Below are 15948 nucleotides of genomic sequence, written 5' to 3'. Positions count from 1 at the left end.
CGGAGATGGCACTCATGAAGCACGTATCCCTGCTGGCTCTGCTCCCCTCCGGCACGACGCCTGCCGTCGCGACCGGGCCGTACGCGACGCCGGCCGCTCCCGATCTGGCCGCCTATGTTCTCTCGCACGAACGTTATGACGCCGTGGAGAACGCGCCGTCCCCGCGCAACGATTACAAAAACGTGCGCGTCGCCGATGTCATGACCGACGAGTACGTGTTCCCGCTTGGAGATACAGGCAAGTCGATCGTGCTGTCCGGTTATCAGATTGCGGCGGGATTTCTCGCTGAACGGGCCGCCGACGAGTGGCTTGAACTCGCACGCCAACAGCACGCCGCCGATGGTGGCGCAGACGACGACGGCACGCGCCACGTACCCGATCCCGCGGAAGCCGATCAGTTGATGGACCGTGCGCTTGAATCCGCCGAACGCATCCTTGCGCCGTTCGAAATGGCGCCGATCGCGTCGTTATTCGAAACGAACTATCGCGGCGCTCGCGAGTTTCTTCGCCTGAGCTGGGAAGGTTTGCCGGAAGACCTGGTGCCCAAGTCGCGTCGACCGGCCGCGGTGTTGAAAGCGGCTGCGGATTCGGATCGGGACTCGGCATTGGCCGCGAAGGACTATGACCCGTACGGCCTCCAGGGCACGAGCGATTACGACGTCGACAAGCCATTGGCATATCGGGAAAAAATCGGCCCGTTCCTGCTGACCATGACATATCGGCATGAATATCCACAGGTCGACGACGAACGGCTCGGCACCGCGTTCGCGGTGTTTCACGAGGCGGGCACGGATATCGTCGCGGCGGCGGTCGAGTTGAAACTCGTGAAAGTGCCGCCCATCCAGAGCAGCGCGGATCTGGTGTATGTCCTCGATACCTACTCCGGCGAGATGCTGTCTCTCGCGCTCGCCGCCACCGAAGCGCTTGGACCGGAGCGCCTGTGCAGCGTGTTCAATATGCATCGGGTGGTGTATATCAGCACGTGGGAAGTGAGAAAACCGTGGCGCGGCGAAGGCCTGGGCGTTGCATTGCTGCGCGAGGCGTTGGAGCGCTTGCCTGCGGACCCCGATGGCCGTCCCGATGCGTTGTGCGTGGCGCCCGAGCCTTATCAGACTGAAGTGCGCTATCTCAGCCAGTTGCCGCCCGCGTTGCGCGCTGAAGTCGATATACCCGCGCAAAGGCTCACCCGACATCTGACGGAATGGCTGGATCGTGCAAATTTGCCGAACGTGAAGACGCATTTTTTCATCCCGATGGCCAAGCACGAAGGCATTGGATCTGCGGGCGAGAACGCGCGGTTGATCGACCGGATCATGGAAAGTGAAGCCTGATCCGGTACTTGTGATGATCGATATGCAGGCGAAATTGATGCCGCATATCGATAACGGCGCGGCTGTGCTGAAGCGTTGCCGGGCGTTGGTTCAAGCCGCCGATCTGCTCGATATCCCGGTACTTGTCACCGAGCAGAACCCACGTGGGCTGGGCGCAAGCGTCGACGGCCTGCTTGGAGAACGTGGCGAGCGGCATCGCCTATTCGAGAAGCACACATTCGATGCCACCCTGTGCCTGGACTTCGTGGCGGCGTTGCCGACGAAGGAATCCGTCTTGTTCGTAGCCGGCTGCGAGGCGCATGTGTGCGTGTTGCTGACGGTTACCGGCTTGCTGAAACTGGGCTACACGGTGGAGCTGATCGCCGATGCCGTCGGTTCACGCGCTCCGGAGAATAAGGCAATCGCGCTGGCCAGGGCGCAGCGCGAAGGCGCGCTTCCCACCACGACGGAAACCGCGATCTTCAGCTGGTTGGGAAGCTGCGAACATCCGCGTTTCCGAGACGCACTCGCGTTCATCAAATAGCATCAATGCCCGTCACTGCAGCCATGCGCGCCGGTCATGGCTGGCATGAGCAGATTTCGATTGTTGCGGGTTTTTGGCCTGCCTACAGTGCTTTCACGTGCACGGTCACGTAGCGCTCCAGGGTATCCGAGTGAATCCCGCGAGGCGAATCCCGCAAGGTTGATCCAAACCGCGCTCTCCGACTTTTCTGCTCAAGGCCACCATCATGACGACTCGCCTCTCCCGCCTTGCCCGGCGCCTCTTCGTGGCTACGGCGTTCGCCGTGCCCTTGGCAGCCACGGCCACTTTCGCTCACGCGGATGCCCTCGATACCGTGCAAAAAAATGGCGTGCTTCGGGTTGGCGTATTCATGGACTATCCGCCGTTCGGCTCTATCGGCCCGGATATGAAACCGCAGGGTTACGACATTGAAATGGCCGACTATCTCGCCAAGACGATGAAGGTCAAAGTCGATCTTGTCCCGATCACGGGCGAAAACCGCATGGCTTATCTCGCCACGGGCAAGGCCGACGTGCTGCTGAGCGTGGGCCAGACGCCGGAGCGCGAGAAAGTGCTCGATTTCTCGCGGCCGTATGCGCCGTACTATCTGGCGGTGTTCGGACCGAAGTCGCTGCCGGTGAAAAGCGAAAAGGATCTGGCAGGCAAGACCATTTCGGTGGCGCGCGGCACGCTGGAAGACCTGAGCGTGACGAAGGTCGCGCCGCCGGACGCGACGATCAAGCGTTTCGATGACCCGAATGGCGCCATTTCGGCGTTTCTGTCGGGGCAGGTTCAGTTGATGGTCGTGGGCAATGACGTAGGCGCAACGATCATCGCGCGTAATCCGCCGATCGCGCCGGAGCAGAAATTCGCGCTCTTCAGCTCACCCGATCATGTTGCCGTGAATAAAGGCGAGACGCGTTTGCTGAAGGAAGTGGATGCGGCCGTGGTGAAAGCTAAGAACGACGGCACGCTGAACAAGCTTTCTACGAAGTGGCTCAAGGCGCCGTATCCGAGCGATTTGTAAGCAAGGTCGCATCGTTACCGATACAAAACTGCCACCGTCAGGTGGCAGTTTGCATTTGCGGTTAGCGGGGTCACACGGGGCTCATTTCCAAGCCCGGAAGCTCATAGTTGGAGGAAGGATCTAATCGCATATTTGGCCGCGTCGAGCTCCTCTGCCGTTACGGTTTCGCCTCTGAAGTTAACTTCCCCGGCGACGTAGCTCCAGCTCCGGATCTGATCGACGAGCGCCACACCTGGGCGCTTGAGGCTCTTGAGCGGAATCTCGGTCGCCCACTCTCTCACGGTGGAGGTGATCGGCAAGCCAGTAAAGCGGCCGGTAATCTCATTCACGACTGAATCGGAGATGATCAGGACCGCGCGATAGCCGTCCTGTTCATTCCCTTTGGACGGGCCAACGTGCAACCTGACCACATCGCCGGCGTCCGGTATTCCATTCTTCATTCCATACCTTCGCGTGTCGGGTCCTGCGGGCCACCCCATTCGTCACCGACCGGATCGCCGAAATCAACTTCGTCGTGGCGTTGGAGCTTGCCGTCCTTAAATTGCTGAATCAGGCGCTCGCGAGAGAACCGTGGAATGGCGCTGTGTGCACGCACGAGCAGTTGACCATCGTGGACTTCAACATCGACTTCCTGACCTTCAACGAGCGAGGCTTCGATGGCAAGGTTGGACGGGATGCGAACGGCAAGGCTGTTACCCCATCGCTTTACAATTTGAATCAGCATACATATCTCCTGCGTATCAACGCGTTGCTACAATCAATCTTATATATTAAGACATGGAGTGTCAACGCGTCGATACAGGCAAGTTGCAGGCGTTTGACACGCAAAGTTTTTTGACCCTGCGGCAGAACACGGCAATGAAAAAGTAAGCCCACGGTAACCGTATCGAACGGCTTGTCTAAGGCCGTCCAGACCCTCCCAAACATCTCGATTTACCGATGAATGTAGCCCTTACCTGCAATCCCGAGCGGGAATCATCGTGAGAGCGCCGCATTCATTGATGGCATTGGATTTGCTGACTCTCATCGTCCCCATTCGCCTCATCGGCTTGCACCCCGCAAGACACAAGCGAGTGGCGGCAGCGCCTCTGTCCGCCAGACACGCCGACACCCCGACGCGTCCAGCCGAACATAGCGCTCACTCGATCGAGCGAGGAGCTTCATATCGCCATGCGCCACGTCAACGTTCCCCATGACAGCAACCTAGACCAAGAATCATCCGAGGCAGTCAAACCGTCGCGCCGCAGGTTCCTGCAATCAGCAGCGGCAGCGGCGGCCGTCACCGCCGCGCCGCTCGCTCGTGCGCAGCAACCGGCGGCGACGTCGGCACCACCGCCCACGTCCACGACCGCCGCGCCATTAATGCCCGTGAAGCTGACCATCAACGGCCGTGCTTACGACATGCAGCTTGAAGCACGCACGACCCTGCTCGATGCATTGCGCGAATACGCCAGCCTCACCGGCACGAAAAAAGGCTGCGACCGCGGCCAGTGCGGCGCGTGTACGGTGATCGCGAACGGCCGCCGCATCAACTCGTGCCTGACGCTCGCTGTCATGCACGACGGCGATTCGATCGTCACGGTAGAGGGCCTTGCCAACGCGCAGACGCTTACGCTCAGTCCGATACAAAGGGCTTTCATCAATCACGACGCGTTCCAGTGCGGTTTCTGTACGCCCGGCCAACTGTGTTCGGCAACTGCGCTGATGGATGAATTCCGCGCCGGCGACGCCAGCGCCGCGACTGCCGATGTCCGCTACCGTCCCGCCCAACTCTCCGACGATGAAATCCGCGAGCGCATGAGCGGCAATATCTGTCGCTGTGGTGCGTATCCGAACATTGTTGCGGCGGTGAAAACCGTTGCGATCAATAAAGCTTAGGAGCGCACATGGATGCCATTTCTTACGAACGCGCCACGGATGTGAGCGCGGCGATCAAGGCAGCGCAGCAGCCGGGTGTTGCGTTTATAGGCGGCGGAACGAATCTGCTCGACCTCATGAAGGGCGGTGTCGCGAGGCCGGTAAAGCTCGTCGACATCACCCACATAACCGGCTTGAACACGGTGAGCGAACTGCCCGACGGCGGCCTGCGAATTGGTGCGCTGGTTCGCAACAGCGACGCCGCGAATCACACGTGGGTCCGCGAACGTTATCCGCTGCTGTCGCAGGCGTTTCTCGCGGGGGCATCGGCGCAGTTGCGCAACATGGCGACCGTTGGCGGCAACCTGATGCAACGCACGCGCTGTTATTACTTCTACGACACCGGCTTTCCCCAATGCAACAAACGCACTCCGGGAAGCGGCTGCGCGGCGATAGAAGGCAATAGCCGCATCCACGCCATCCTGGGGGCGAGCGCGCAGTGCATTGCGACGAATCCATCCGATATGAACGTGGCGCTCGCCGCACTCGACGCCGTGGTGCACGTGAATGGTCCCCAAGGTGAACGGTCGATTGCATTCGCGGAGTTTCATCGATTGGCTGGCGATCATCCTGAAGTCGATACCACCCTGCAACCCGGCGAACTGATCACGGCCGTCGATCTGCCGCCCCCGCTCTTCGCGCAGCACTCGCACTATTTGAAGGTACGTGACCGCGCGAGCTATGCGTTCGCGCTGGTATCGGTGGCCGCCGCATTGCAGATGGACGGCAATACGGTGAGGACCGCGCGCATCGCGCTGGGTGGCGTCGCGCATAAACCGTGGCGCGCCACGGCGACTGAGCAAGCACTCACTGGCCAGCCGTTGTCACCCGACACGTTGCGTAGCGCAGCAGCGCTTGCCGTTCGCGATGCACGCAGTTATCGCGACAATGGCTTCAAGATCGAACTGGCGCAGCGCGCGATTATCCGCGCGGTGTCGACTGCAGGAGGTGTGGCATGAGTGTTCTTGGACAACCGCTCGACCGCACCGACGGTCTTCTGAAAGTCACGGGCCAGGCGAAATATTCCGCCGATAATCCCGAAGCCAAGCTCGCGCATGCGGTGCTGGTGACGAGCACGATCGCGCACGGCAGGGTCGCGTCAATGGACACCGCGCGCATACAAGGCATGCCCGGAGTCTTGCTCGTGATGACGCATGAAACCGCGATGCGCCTGCCCAATGGGGGCAAACCGAATGCCGAGCCGCCAGCTGTGCGCAGATTGTCGCTGCTGCAAACCGATGAAGTGCGCTACAGCAACGAGCCCGTAGCCGTCGTCGTTGCCGATACGCTGGAACGCGCAACCGATGGCGCCCGCAAACTCCAGGCATCGATTCGATACGAAGCCGCAACGCCAAACGCGGACTATCAGCGCGCGAAAGCCACGGCGTATCAGCCGGAAAAAATGATGGGCAGGCCGATCAACACCCAACGCGGCGATGTGGCTGCCGGTCTGCGTCAGGGTCCGACGCGCCTCGACGTGGTCTACACCACGCCGAACGAACACCACAATCCGATGGAGCCGCACGCAACATTGGCGCGCTGGGACGGCCCGAATCTCACGCTCTACGATGCCACGCAAGGCGTCTCCGGCGCACGCGGCGCGGTCGCGAAAACGCTCGGCATCAAGGAAGAAAACGTGCGTGTACTCTGCCCGTTCGTCGGCGGCGGATTTGGATGCAAGGGTTCGGCGTGGTCGCATGTCGTGCTTGCCGCCATGGCCGCGAAACAAACCGGCCGGCCGGTTCGTCTCGTGCTGGAACGTCCGCAAATGTTCGGCATGGTCGGCAATCGGCCGTTCACGGATCAGCACATCCAGATCTCGGCCCGCGACGACGGCACGCTTACCGGCATGCGTCATGACGTGATCTCGACCACGTCGACGTTCGAGGACTGGAACGAGAGCTCGGCCATCCTCACGCGCATGCTGTACGCCGTGCCGAACCAGGCGACCACGCACAAGCTGGTGAAACTCGATGTCGGCACACCCACGTTCATGCGCGCCCCCGGTGAAACGAGCGGCTCGTTCGCGCTCGAATCCGCGATGGACGAAATGGCGTACGGGTTGAACATGGACCCGCTCGCGTTCCGGTTGAAGAACTATGCCGAGATGGAGCCTCAGGAAAAGAGACCGTGGTCGGAGAAGTCGCTGCGTGAGTGTTATCAGATTGGCGCCGATAAATTCGGCTGGTCGCGGCGTAATCCGAAGCCGCGTTCCATGCGCGACGGCAACACGCTGATCGGTCTCGGCATGGCCACGGCAACCTATCCGGCGAACCGCAGCGAGGCATCGGCGATCGCGCGCATCTTGCCGGATGGCACGGCGATGGCCGCATCGGGCACGCAGGATCTCGGCACCGGAACCTATACGGTGATGACGCAAGTGGCCGCCGATGCATTAGGTTTCCCGGTAGAGAAGGTCGACTTCGCGCTCGGCGATTCGTCGTTGCCGCACGCGCCGGTCTCCGGCGGTTCGCAATCGGTGGCGAGCGTGTCGCCGGCGGTGCGCGAGGCGGCATCGCAGGCACGCGCCAAGCTGATCGCCATGGCCATAGCGGATTCAGGGTCACCGCTAAGCGGAGCTTCCATCGACGATGTCACCGTCGACAACGGCTGGGTCATTAGCCGAGCGGACCCATCGAAGCGTGACCCGGCCGCCGCGATAATCGCGCGCAACGGCGGCAAACCGATCGAAGCCATGGCGACCACCAAGCCCGGCGATGAAAAACAACAGTTCGCGTTTCACTCGTTCGGCGCGGTGTTCACTGAAGTTCACGTCGATGCGGACCTGGGCACGATCCGCGTGCCGCGCATTGTGGGCGTGTATGACGTCGGCAGTTTGCTCAACGAAAAGACCGCGCATAGTCAGTTGATGGGCGGTCTTGTGTGGGGCATTGGCTCGGCGCTGACCGAGAAAAGTGAACTCGATGCACGTTATGGCCGCTACACGAACGCCAACCTTGCCGAATATCACGTGCCGGTGAATGCCGATATCGGTTTGCTCGATATCACCTTGATGGGCAAACCCGATCCGCACATCAACCCGCTCGGCGCGCGGGGGATAGGCGAAATCGGCATTACGGGGGTGGCGGGATCGATCGCTAACGCCGTGTATCACGCGACGGGCGTCCGGGTGCGCGATTTGCCGATCACGCTGGACAAAGTGATGCCGAAGACATCGGTCTGACGTTTTTGTCCAGGAAAACCGTGCGGGTGCACTTCCGGTGCATGCCGTGCGGTTTTTTTCTTGCTTGCGACATGCCTTGGCGCTTGTCAGAATCGACGCTTCTTACCATCGACTATCGGGAAGCCGGCCATGAGTTATTCATCGAGTGCGACCGGCATTCTGCTTGCGGCCGGTTACGGTTCCCGCTTCGATCCGAGCGGTCTTCACAACAAACTCCTCGCTACGCTCCCCGACGGCACGCCGGTCGCGTTTCAATCCGCACGCCGGTTGTTATCGGCGGTGTCGCGGGTCATGGCCGTCGTGCGGCCGGGGTCGGAGAAGCTGGCGGAGGTGTTGAACGAAGCGGGCTGCGACGTGATGTTTTCTATCGATGCCGAACGCGGCATGGGCGCGACGCTCGCCGCAGCGGTGCGCGCGACGCAGGACGCGGAAGGCTGGCTGGTCACGCTGGGCGACATGCCGTGGATCGAACCGGGGACGGTCGAAGCGGTGGCCCGGTCGCTGGACGGGGGAGCATCGATTGTTGCGCCGTTTTATCGCGGACAGAGGGGACATCCGGCGGGATTTGGAGCCATGCATCTGGACGCGCTCAGCGCCCTTGACGGCGATGCCGGCGCGCGGGCGCTGTTTATGTCGGAGGCGGTGGAGCGCATCGACGTGGAGGACGCGAATATTTTGCGCGACGTGGACTTGCCGGAGGATTTGCGTCCTGATTGAGTTTTGTTTTACGCGCGCTCGTCCGCGGCGTCTTACACGTCACCGCCTTCACGCTGGCCGACGGCAATGACGAAACCGTGACGAATTTTCCGCTTTAAGCCCGGTTCCAGCCCGAAAATGGGGTCAGTCTCAAGCCGCCAACGCCCCGTCCTCGTCTGTCTTCGCCGAAAAGCACCGTCGGCTCACATCCACCAGCGTCGCACCAAACCCCTTGAGCGCGCGGAAATCCGTACGCGCACTCGTGACCACCCGCGGCATGGCACTCCACGCAATTGATGCCCCGTCCGCAATCAGCGCCTCCACCAGCGCCACATCCTCGCTGGTTTCGAGCGGCGCGAAGCCACCGACGCGCACGTAAGCCTCCGCCGATACCCCCATGTTCGCGCCGTGAATGTGCCGATGACCGTCGGCATCGGTATAAGTGCGCGCGAAATGCTCCCGCACGGCCGCCAGATGCGGAGACCAGTCATGAACGGAGATCACGCCGCACACCGCGTCGGCGCGGCAATCGAGTTGCCGGACCAGCCAGTCATCGGCGACGACACTGTCTGCGTCGGTGAACGCCAGCCATCGCGCGCCCAGCGACAACGCGTGGCGCGACCCCTCAGCCCGCGCCACGCCCACATTTCGCGCACTCACGCTGAGCACCTCGGCGCCTAACGCGGCAGCGATGGCCGCAGTATTGTCACTGCAATGATCGACGACCACGATCACGCGCACCTCCTCCCCCAGCAATTCGTGATGATTCGCCGCGCGTTTTGCCGCGCTGACGCAAGCCCCGATATGTGCCGCTTCGTCATGAGCGGGAATGATGATGCCAAGCATGTCGTTCTCTCCATTCGCATTTTCGGCGTCCGGATGACCCGGGCACGGTTGCGGAAAGACACAGCAATGGCTATTCCCAAGCGAGTTGGAAGGTCTACGTGCGCCCGGGTGAAACGTGGGCGAGCGAACATTTAGGAGGATGGCAGGAGCGCGGACAATATTTCGACGGCGTTAGGAGCCTGGCACTAACACGCACGCGAAGAGAGAGGCAACGCGTTAGCCGGGTTCCCGAGTTCAGCGAGAGACTGCGCCGCAGAAAACGGCGTTGGATGGCTTAATTAGCCATCAGACCAGGAATATGTTGGCAACCGTTAGCAGGTTCCTGACCAGCTTGGAAGATTAGAGTTTGGACGTGGCTACTGCCGCCGGGATTCGCAATCGGCGGGCTCAACCGAAGTGCTTCGCAGCGTTCCCATTAGAGCGGTCATCCGCCGATCCTGAGCCATCCTTACCTTGATGGGACTTCAGTAGCCCGAGCACAGAGATGTCAATATTGTGGTCGACCAGCGTGAGCGCCGTACCCGCAAAGGACAGCGTAATAGAGGAAAGTGCTTCAGCCGGAACGTTATCCAATTCCGATATCTGGTCCACCGGGATCACGACACTCTTCCCAAGCGGAAAATGAATCATGATCACCGCGTGGTCCGGAAGATATTCCACGCTGTCCGCAACGCCCGGAAGGGCACTGGAGTGTGATCCATGCAAGACGCTCTGGATGGTCTCGAAAGCGGCTTTGAGCTTGAACATTGCGCCGGTCGGACGACGCTCCAGAACGAAAAGCGTGTTACGTCCCTCGTCGAGATCGACAGGTTTTTCGTCAGGCGCGTTGATAATTTTCATAACTTGATCCCTACTTGCGTGCAATCTGCCAAATGCAACACGGTCAACCGCTCGACAGGATCATAGGTTCCCCGCTGGATGTTGACCAGCGCCCTTCCCGCCAGATTCGGCTTCACAACATACTGTTTCGTTTCGTCCCACGCCTGATTTTCCAGACACGTATTCTTGGTAGCTTCCATCCAACCTTCCCTGGCCACGAACAAGCGTTCTTTGACAATGGCAATGACGTCATTTCTCACTTGAGAAGGCACCCAAGCTGTATCCGGAATGACATCCAGCAGACTCACGCCGTTGTGCCAAAACGAAAATTCAAACCGCGCGGACCAGTCGCCGCCATCCAGATGCACATGCGGCGGACAATGCTCGTCTCTCGTGAACACAGCGATTCGCCTTCCCTTATATTGACCCACTTTCATCGGTTTTATTCTCCCTCGTTAAACCAAACGTTGCTTACAACTATCGGTGGGCAGGTGCTTCGATGTGGTAAATATTACACACGCACTTGACCTCCGATAGCTGTCCAAACGGCTAACGAGTAAAAACCACCCGAAACATTTTGAGATCTAACTGAAACAACACGTAACGCGAGTCAACTTTCCTGAAAGCTTGGCGTTAACCCGTGGACAACGCCAATCCTGGCGACGACTTCCCAAGGCAACCGACTCCATGGCCGCCCTTCCGCTTTCAGCACTTCAGCAACGTCGACAAAAACAAGGCCACGCGGCACTCGTTCCGAGATCGGCCGGCCAACTCAAGGCTGAGCACGACCGCATCGTCGGCCGCGCACAGTTTTTCCTCTACGCGACCATCGCGCTGGGTATTGCTGGCGTGATCGCCGTCGCAATGCTGCCGTTCTCATCAGTTCCAGACGACTTCAGTTTCGGCGCTCAGGAAGTGGTCGGCGTGGCTGTGTTCGCGGCGTGCCTGTTCCTGCTGCATGAACGCACCGAGCTCACGCTGCGCCTGTACAACTACGAACCCGTGGAACAAACCACGCAGGGCGAGTTGCGCGCGCTATTGCATCGCGTGCCGGAAGGCATGTCGTATCAAAACGCTCTCGCCGCCGACAACCGGACGTTCGTGACCGTGGAAGCTGAAGAAATTCGCCGTCGTGCCGATGCATTCAAACCGCAAACCGAAGGGCTAGAACCGGCAGAAAGCTGATCGCCGTGCCTTTTGCCGTATGAACCACGGCGGAAGGCCGACGTACAAGACGTGGTAGAAAAATCGTCGTTCCCCGGTAAAAATCCGGGTCTGAATAAACCTGAAAGCCGCCGCCCCGCATTGACGGGCCGGCGGCTTTCATTTTTCCGCTCATGGGTCGAGCCTGTTTTTTGCTGGATGAATTCCGCCGCGAACGCATTCTCGACGTTCGCCCAGTTCACCTGCGGAGCGACACATCCATGAGCAAACAACCTCGCATCGAGCAATATGACCACCCGGCTGGCGGTTGGGGCTCGGTCAAAGCCGTTTCATCGATACTCATGAAAGAACACGTCGCCGTGAACGGCACGCGGGTGTTGTTCAAGCAGAACAAACCGGATGGGTTCGCGTGCGTGAGTTGCTCGTGGGCCAAACCAGCCGATCCGCATCTGTTCGAGTTCTGTGAAAACGGTGCAAAGGCCACCGCTTGGGAAATCACCACCAAACGCGCGACACCCGAGTTCTTCGACCATCACACTCTGGCCGCGCTAGAAGCCTGGAGTGATTTCGAGCTTGAGTCACAGGGCCGGCTCACCCACCCCATGCGTTACGACGCCGCCACCGATCGCTATCTGCCTATCCCATGGCAACAAGCCTTCGATGAAATCGGCGAAAAGCTTCGCAGCTTCGATCCGAAACGCGTGGTGTTCTATGCATCGGGCCGCGCGTCGCTGGAAACCTCGTACATGTACGCGCTGCTTGCCCGTTCATACGGCTGCAACAACCTGCCCGATAGCTCGAACATGTGCCATGAGAGCACGTCGGTGGCGTTGCCCGACACCATCGGCGTACCGGTTGGAACGGTGACGCTCGAAGACTTCGAACACACCGACTGCCTGTTTTTCTTCGGCCACAACACCGGCACGAACGCGCCTCGCATGCTGCATCCTCTGCAAGAAGCGAGAAAACGCAACGCGCAGATCATCACGTTCAATCCGTTGCGCGAGCGCGGGCTGGTGAGTTTTGCGAATCCGCAGTCGCCCAAGGAAATGCTCTCCACCGAGCAAACCTGTATCAGCACGCAATACCATCAGGTCAAGATCGGCGGAGACATTGCGGCGATCACAGGCATTTGCAAGTCGCTGATAGAAGCCGACGACCAAGCCCGCGAAGCCAATGCACCTCGCGTGCTGGATGCGGATTTCATCGCGGAACATACGCACGGTTTCGATGCCTTCGCCGACGCCATGCGCGCCGCCGACTGGAAAGACATCGAGTCGATGTCGGCGCTGACACGCTCCGCGCTCGAGGCGGCCGCCGCCGAATATGCGCGTGCGAAAGCGGTGATCATCTTGTACGGCATGGGTATCACGCAGCATCGGGAAGGCGTGCTTGCCGTACAGATGCTGACAAATCTGATGCTGCTTGGCGGGAACATCGGCAAGAAGGGAGCCGGGATTTGTCCGATCCGCGGCCACTCGAACGTGCAGGGGCAACGGACGGTTGGCATCACCGAAAAACCCGCGCTGGTTCCCATGGACAAGCTCAGGGAACTGTATCAATTCGAGCCGCCACAGGAAACCGGCCTGACCACCGTGGATACGTGCGAAGCCGTCAGGGACGGCGATCTCGATGCATTTATCGGACTCGGCGGCAATTTCGCGCGGGCGATTCCCGATCAAGGCGTGCTGGACCCGGCGTGGAAACAGATGCCGCTCACCGTGCAGATCGCGACCAAACTCAACCGCAGCCATATTGTCCACGGGCGCGCGGCATATTTGCTGCCGTGTATCGGCAGGATCGAGGTGGACCGGCAGGCGAGCGGCGAGCAGACGGTGACCGTGGAGGACAGCACGGCGTGCGTTCACGCATCGAAGGGGATGACTGAGCCGGCGAGCGAACACTTGTTGTCGGAGCCGGCTATTGTTGCCGGGCTGGCGAAGGCAATCTTGCCGCCGAATCCGACTATCGACTGGGATGCGTGGGTCGGCGATTACGGGCTGGTTCGTGATGCCATCGAGCGTACTTACCCCGAGCAGTTCAAGGATTTCAACCAGCGCATGACTCAGCCCGGCGGTTTTCATCGGCCATTGCCGGCCGCGAAACGTGAGTGGAAAACAAAAACCGGCAAGGCAAACTTCATCGTGCCCGATGGTTTCGGTGAAGATCCCGATATGGACTTCGAAGGCGAACGCACGCTGCGCCTGATGACCACACGCGGCGACAGCCAGTTCAATACGACCGTGTACGCACTCGATGACCGCTTCCGCGGCGTGTACGACACGCGTGACGTGCTCTTGATGAACCAGGACGATATGACCCGGCTGGGCCTGGCCGAAAACGATACGGTCACGGCAATCACAGTCGCGAAGGACGACGTCCTGCGCGAACTCGGCGGGCTGCGGGTACATGCATTCGATATCCCCGCCGGCTGCGTGATGGGCTATTACCCGGAGTGCAATCGTCTGATTCCCGTGTCGCATCACGCGAAACGCAGCAAGGTGCCGGCGGCCAAGGCGATTCCTGTACGTCTGCGGAAAATGGCGGCTTGAGGGCGTGAACCAACGTCCGCAAGGCCCCGCAGGGTTAAAAGTGCACGGCCGGAGTTTGCGAGCCTGCCTTTCAGTCCGCATGCGCCTATGCTGGAGAAGACGACATTGACTGTCGGCGACAAAACAAATCGAGGCCACTCATGAACCAGATGAACATCCCGCAGCCCAGGAAATACGATATGCAGACCAATCCGATTCCTGACCCGCTCGCCGATCCAAACCGCGATCCCGAGGCGGATCCGCTCTCGCCGCCTTCGCCCGGGCATCGTCCGGAGGAGCCGCAGCATCCCGATGCGCCGCCCGACGGGCATCCGGTTTAGAAAGCCCCCCAGCAACCCGTTATGACGCGGTTTCCGATCGCTCGCCAACGGCGACGATCGTGGTGACCGCGTTGCTGTCATCGACGGGTTCCAGGGTGGGATCGAAGAAAATCTTCGCACCGCGCTGATAGTTGAAGATGAACAATACACCCGACGCAGTAGACGCCAGCAACACGCAAAACACGAACACTGCGCGATAACCCCACGTCGCCGCCACGAATCCCGACGCCACGCCTGCAAGCACGGAGCCGGTGCGCATCGTGTTGAAAAACAACGTGGTCGCGCGAGCCAGTGCGCCGGGCATCAGTTCCTGAAAGTACGACATGCCAAGACACGACGTCACCGCGACCACGACGGCGTTCAGGATCTGCAGCGGCACGAGCACCCACAGGTTCGGCGCGAGCGCGATACCCGCGAAATACACGATATGCGACAGCGACGCGAACGCAATCATGTTCGCCTTGTTGATGCGACGGGACGCGCCGCCGAGCAGGAGCATCATCGGAATCTCGGCGAACGCGCCGAGGCCGACCATCTGCGCGACGTGCGCGGTCGTGCCGTGCAACTGATCGACAATCAGCACCGGCAGCATGATGGTCGCGATCGCCGAGCCCATGCCAATCAGCGTAAAGCTCACCAGCGCCGCGTACACGTGCGCGTTTTTGCCTTGGGGCGGAATTTCGCTGGTGGTTTGATCAGCGGATTCGAAGGCGTCGTAGGCCTTGGGTTCGCGCATGCACAACACGATGAACCCAGCCACCGCAAACGCGCCCGCCGCCGACAAAAACAGCCCGTTAAATCCCGATACGCCCAGCACGATTGCGCCCACCGCCGGGCCAAACACCCACGCGCAGGAAAGCGTGGTGCGCAAGGTTGCCATCGGCAGTTCGGTATGTTCGACGCCTTCCGCGTGCAGCCTCGCTTTGCCGAACGTGAAAAGTTGCGGAAACACCGCCGCACCGATACTCAGGAAGACGCAGCCGAAAATTGTCAGCAGCACGTAGTTGCGCGTGACGCACAGCAATGCATAACCCAGCGCCGACCCCGCGATGGACAGCAACACGATGCGTTTTTTATCGGTCCGGCGATCGGCAATACGGCCGAGATACGTACTCACGACCACGCTGCTCACCGCGGTCAGCGTCATGAAGATGCCTAGCCGAACCGGCGTCATGTGCGCCTCGGTCGCACCGAACAGCGACGTGTAAGGCACCGCGAATGAGGACGCAATGCCTGACAGGAACATCGCTAGAGAAATGCCGGGATAACCGGGAAGACGGATCAGCGCGAGAAAAGTCTTGAATACGGCGTTCATTGAAATTCACGTTGGCGGCCAAAGGTCCGTCGCGTGACGCTCGTGGCGAGCGAGAAAAACGACGTTCAGCGGGCACTTAAACACGCGCTCACGTTTTTTTCAATGACGTTTTCTTTTGGTTGCAGACTGGCGAAACCTGGGCCGGGGAAAGCGCACGACTTGGCGGTGTGCAATGAAACCCGCAACGCAATCGCGCAGACAACGGCTCCGAAGCCGAACGTCACTTTCTATATAAAAGCCCTCAAAAGGAATACAAATTTAGATAACAGTCCATA

The 15948-nt window shown here is 60.2% G+C and carries 16 protein-coding genes; 10 read left to right on the top strand and 6 right to left on the bottom strand.

What is annotated here, in order from left to right; all coding sequences use genetic code 11:
* Positions 1-14 precede the first annotated feature (14 nt).
* The 3 genes from ACMX25_RS08485 to ACMX25_RS08475 all read left to right on the top strand — a co-directional run bounded on the left by ACMX25_RS08485 (position 15) and on the right by ACMX25_RS08475 (position 2860).
* A complete protein-coding gene (locus ACMX25_RS08485; protein ID WP_414949226.1) occupies positions 15-1331 on the top strand; it encodes an inositol monophosphatase in 1317 nt (438 codons plus the stop codon).
* The gene (locus ACMX25_RS08480) at positions 1321-1854 is read left to right on the top strand and encodes an isochorismatase family protein (RefSeq protein ID WP_414949225.1); all 534 of its coding nucleotides are present in this window, start codon (positions 1321-1323) and stop codon (positions 1852-1854) included. The genes ACMX25_RS08485 and ACMX25_RS08480 overlap by 11 nt, the downstream gene beginning before the upstream one ends.
* Positions 1855-2059: 205 nt before the next feature.
* Positions 2060-2860, top strand: a complete 801-nt coding sequence (locus ACMX25_RS08475; RefSeq protein WP_414949223.1) for a transporter substrate-binding domain-containing protein — start codon at positions 2060-2062, stop codon at positions 2858-2860.
* Positions 2861-2961: 101 nt separating this feature from the next.
* On the opposite strand, the gene ACMX25_RS08470 is transcribed toward ACMX25_RS08475, so the two are convergent.
* Together ACMX25_RS08470 and ACMX25_RS08465 are read right to left on the bottom strand one after the other, a co-directional pair.
* A complete protein-coding gene (locus tag ACMX25_RS08470) occupies positions 2962-3300 on the bottom strand; it encodes a type II toxin-antitoxin system PemK/MazF family toxin (protein ID WP_414949222.1) in 339 nt (112 codons plus the stop codon).
* Positions 3297-3584, bottom strand: a complete 288-nt coding sequence (locus tag ACMX25_RS08465; RefSeq protein ID WP_414949221.1) for an AbrB/MazE/SpoVT family DNA-binding domain-containing protein — start codon at positions 3582-3584, stop codon at positions 3297-3299. The genes ACMX25_RS08470 and ACMX25_RS08465 overlap by 4 nt, the downstream gene beginning before the upstream one ends.
* 446 nt (positions 3585-4030) lie before the next feature.
* Here ACMX25_RS08465 and ACMX25_RS08460 point away from each other — a divergent pair, with 446 nt between their 5' ends.
* The 4 genes from ACMX25_RS08460 (at position 4031) to ACMX25_RS08445 (ending at position 8678) form a co-directional block, all read left to right on the top strand.
* Positions 4031-4738, top strand: coding sequence for a 2Fe-2S iron-sulfur cluster-binding protein (locus ACMX25_RS08460; RefSeq protein ID WP_414949220.1), 708 nt, complete (start codon positions 4031-4033; stop codon positions 4736-4738).
* A gap of 8 nt (positions 4739-4746) precedes the next feature.
* Positions 4747-5736: an FAD binding domain-containing protein gene (locus ACMX25_RS08455; protein ID WP_414949219.1), complete on the top strand. Its 990-nt coding sequence runs from the start codon at positions 4747-4749 to the stop codon at positions 5734-5736.
* Entirely contained in the window at positions 5733-7961 is a 2229-nt protein-coding gene (locus tag ACMX25_RS08450; protein ID WP_414949218.1) for a xanthine dehydrogenase family protein molybdopterin-binding subunit, read from the top strand. The genes ACMX25_RS08455 and ACMX25_RS08450 overlap by 4 nt, the downstream gene beginning before the upstream one ends.
* Positions 7962-8090: 129 nt before the next feature.
* Positions 8091-8678, top strand: coding sequence for a nucleotidyltransferase family protein (locus tag ACMX25_RS08445; RefSeq protein ID WP_414949217.1), 588 nt, complete (start codon positions 8091-8093; stop codon positions 8676-8678).
* A gap of 129 nt (positions 8679-8807) precedes the next feature.
* On the opposite strand, the gene ACMX25_RS08440 is transcribed toward ACMX25_RS08445, so the two are convergent.
* From ACMX25_RS08440 to ACMX25_RS08430, 3 genes are all read right to left on the bottom strand, one after another.
* The gene (locus ACMX25_RS08440; protein ID WP_414949216.1) at positions 8808-9503 is read right to left on the bottom strand and encodes a glycosyltransferase family 2 protein; all 696 of its coding nucleotides are present in this window, start codon (positions 9501-9503) and stop codon (positions 8808-8810) included.
* A gap of 387 nt (positions 9504-9890) precedes the next feature.
* On the bottom strand, positions 9891-10343 hold the full coding sequence (locus ACMX25_RS08435) for a DUF2442 domain-containing protein (RefSeq protein WP_414949215.1): 453 nt from the start codon (positions 10341-10343) through the stop codon (positions 9891-9893).
* Complete coding sequence (locus ACMX25_RS08430) at positions 10340-10759, bottom strand: DUF4160 domain-containing protein (RefSeq protein ID WP_414949213.1); 420 nt, start codon at positions 10757-10759, stop codon at positions 10340-10342. Before ACMX25_RS08430 ends, ACMX25_RS08435 begins: the two co-directional genes overlap by 4 nt.
* A gap of 250 nt (positions 10760-11009) precedes the next feature.
* Here ACMX25_RS08430 and ACMX25_RS08425 point away from each other — a divergent pair, with 250 nt between their 5' ends.
* The 3 genes from ACMX25_RS08425 (at position 11010) to ACMX25_RS08415 (ending at position 14358) form a co-directional block, all read left to right on the top strand.
* Positions 11010-11507 (top strand): hypothetical protein, encoded by a 498-nt coding sequence (locus ACMX25_RS08425; protein ID WP_414949212.1) that lies wholly within the window; start codon positions 11010-11012, stop codon positions 11505-11507.
* A gap of 239 nt (positions 11508-11746) precedes the next feature.
* Positions 11747-14038: an FdhF/YdeP family oxidoreductase gene (locus tag ACMX25_RS08420; RefSeq protein ID WP_414949211.1), complete on the top strand. Its 2292-nt coding sequence runs from the start codon at positions 11747-11749 to the stop codon at positions 14036-14038.
* Positions 14039-14178: 140 nt separating this feature from the next.
* Complete coding sequence (locus tag ACMX25_RS08415) at positions 14179-14358, top strand: hypothetical protein (protein WP_414949210.1); 180 nt, start codon at positions 14179-14181, stop codon at positions 14356-14358.
* A gap of 19 nt (positions 14359-14377) precedes the next feature.
* Here the strand turns inward: ACMX25_RS08415 and ACMX25_RS08410 are convergent, their stop codons facing one another.
* Positions 14378-15673, bottom strand: a complete 1296-nt coding sequence (locus ACMX25_RS08410; RefSeq protein ID WP_414949209.1) for a sugar efflux transporter — start codon at positions 15671-15673, stop codon at positions 14378-14380.
* Positions 15674-15948: the final 275 nt, after the last annotated feature.

This window comes from Caballeronia eucalypticola (assembly GCF_047608185.1).
In the GTDB taxonomy this organism is placed as follows: Bacteria; Pseudomonadota; Gammaproteobacteria; order Burkholderiales; family Burkholderiaceae; genus Caballeronia.
The sequence above is the reverse complement of the archived record's forward strand: the minus strand, read 5'-3'. Positions and strand labels throughout refer to the sequence as shown.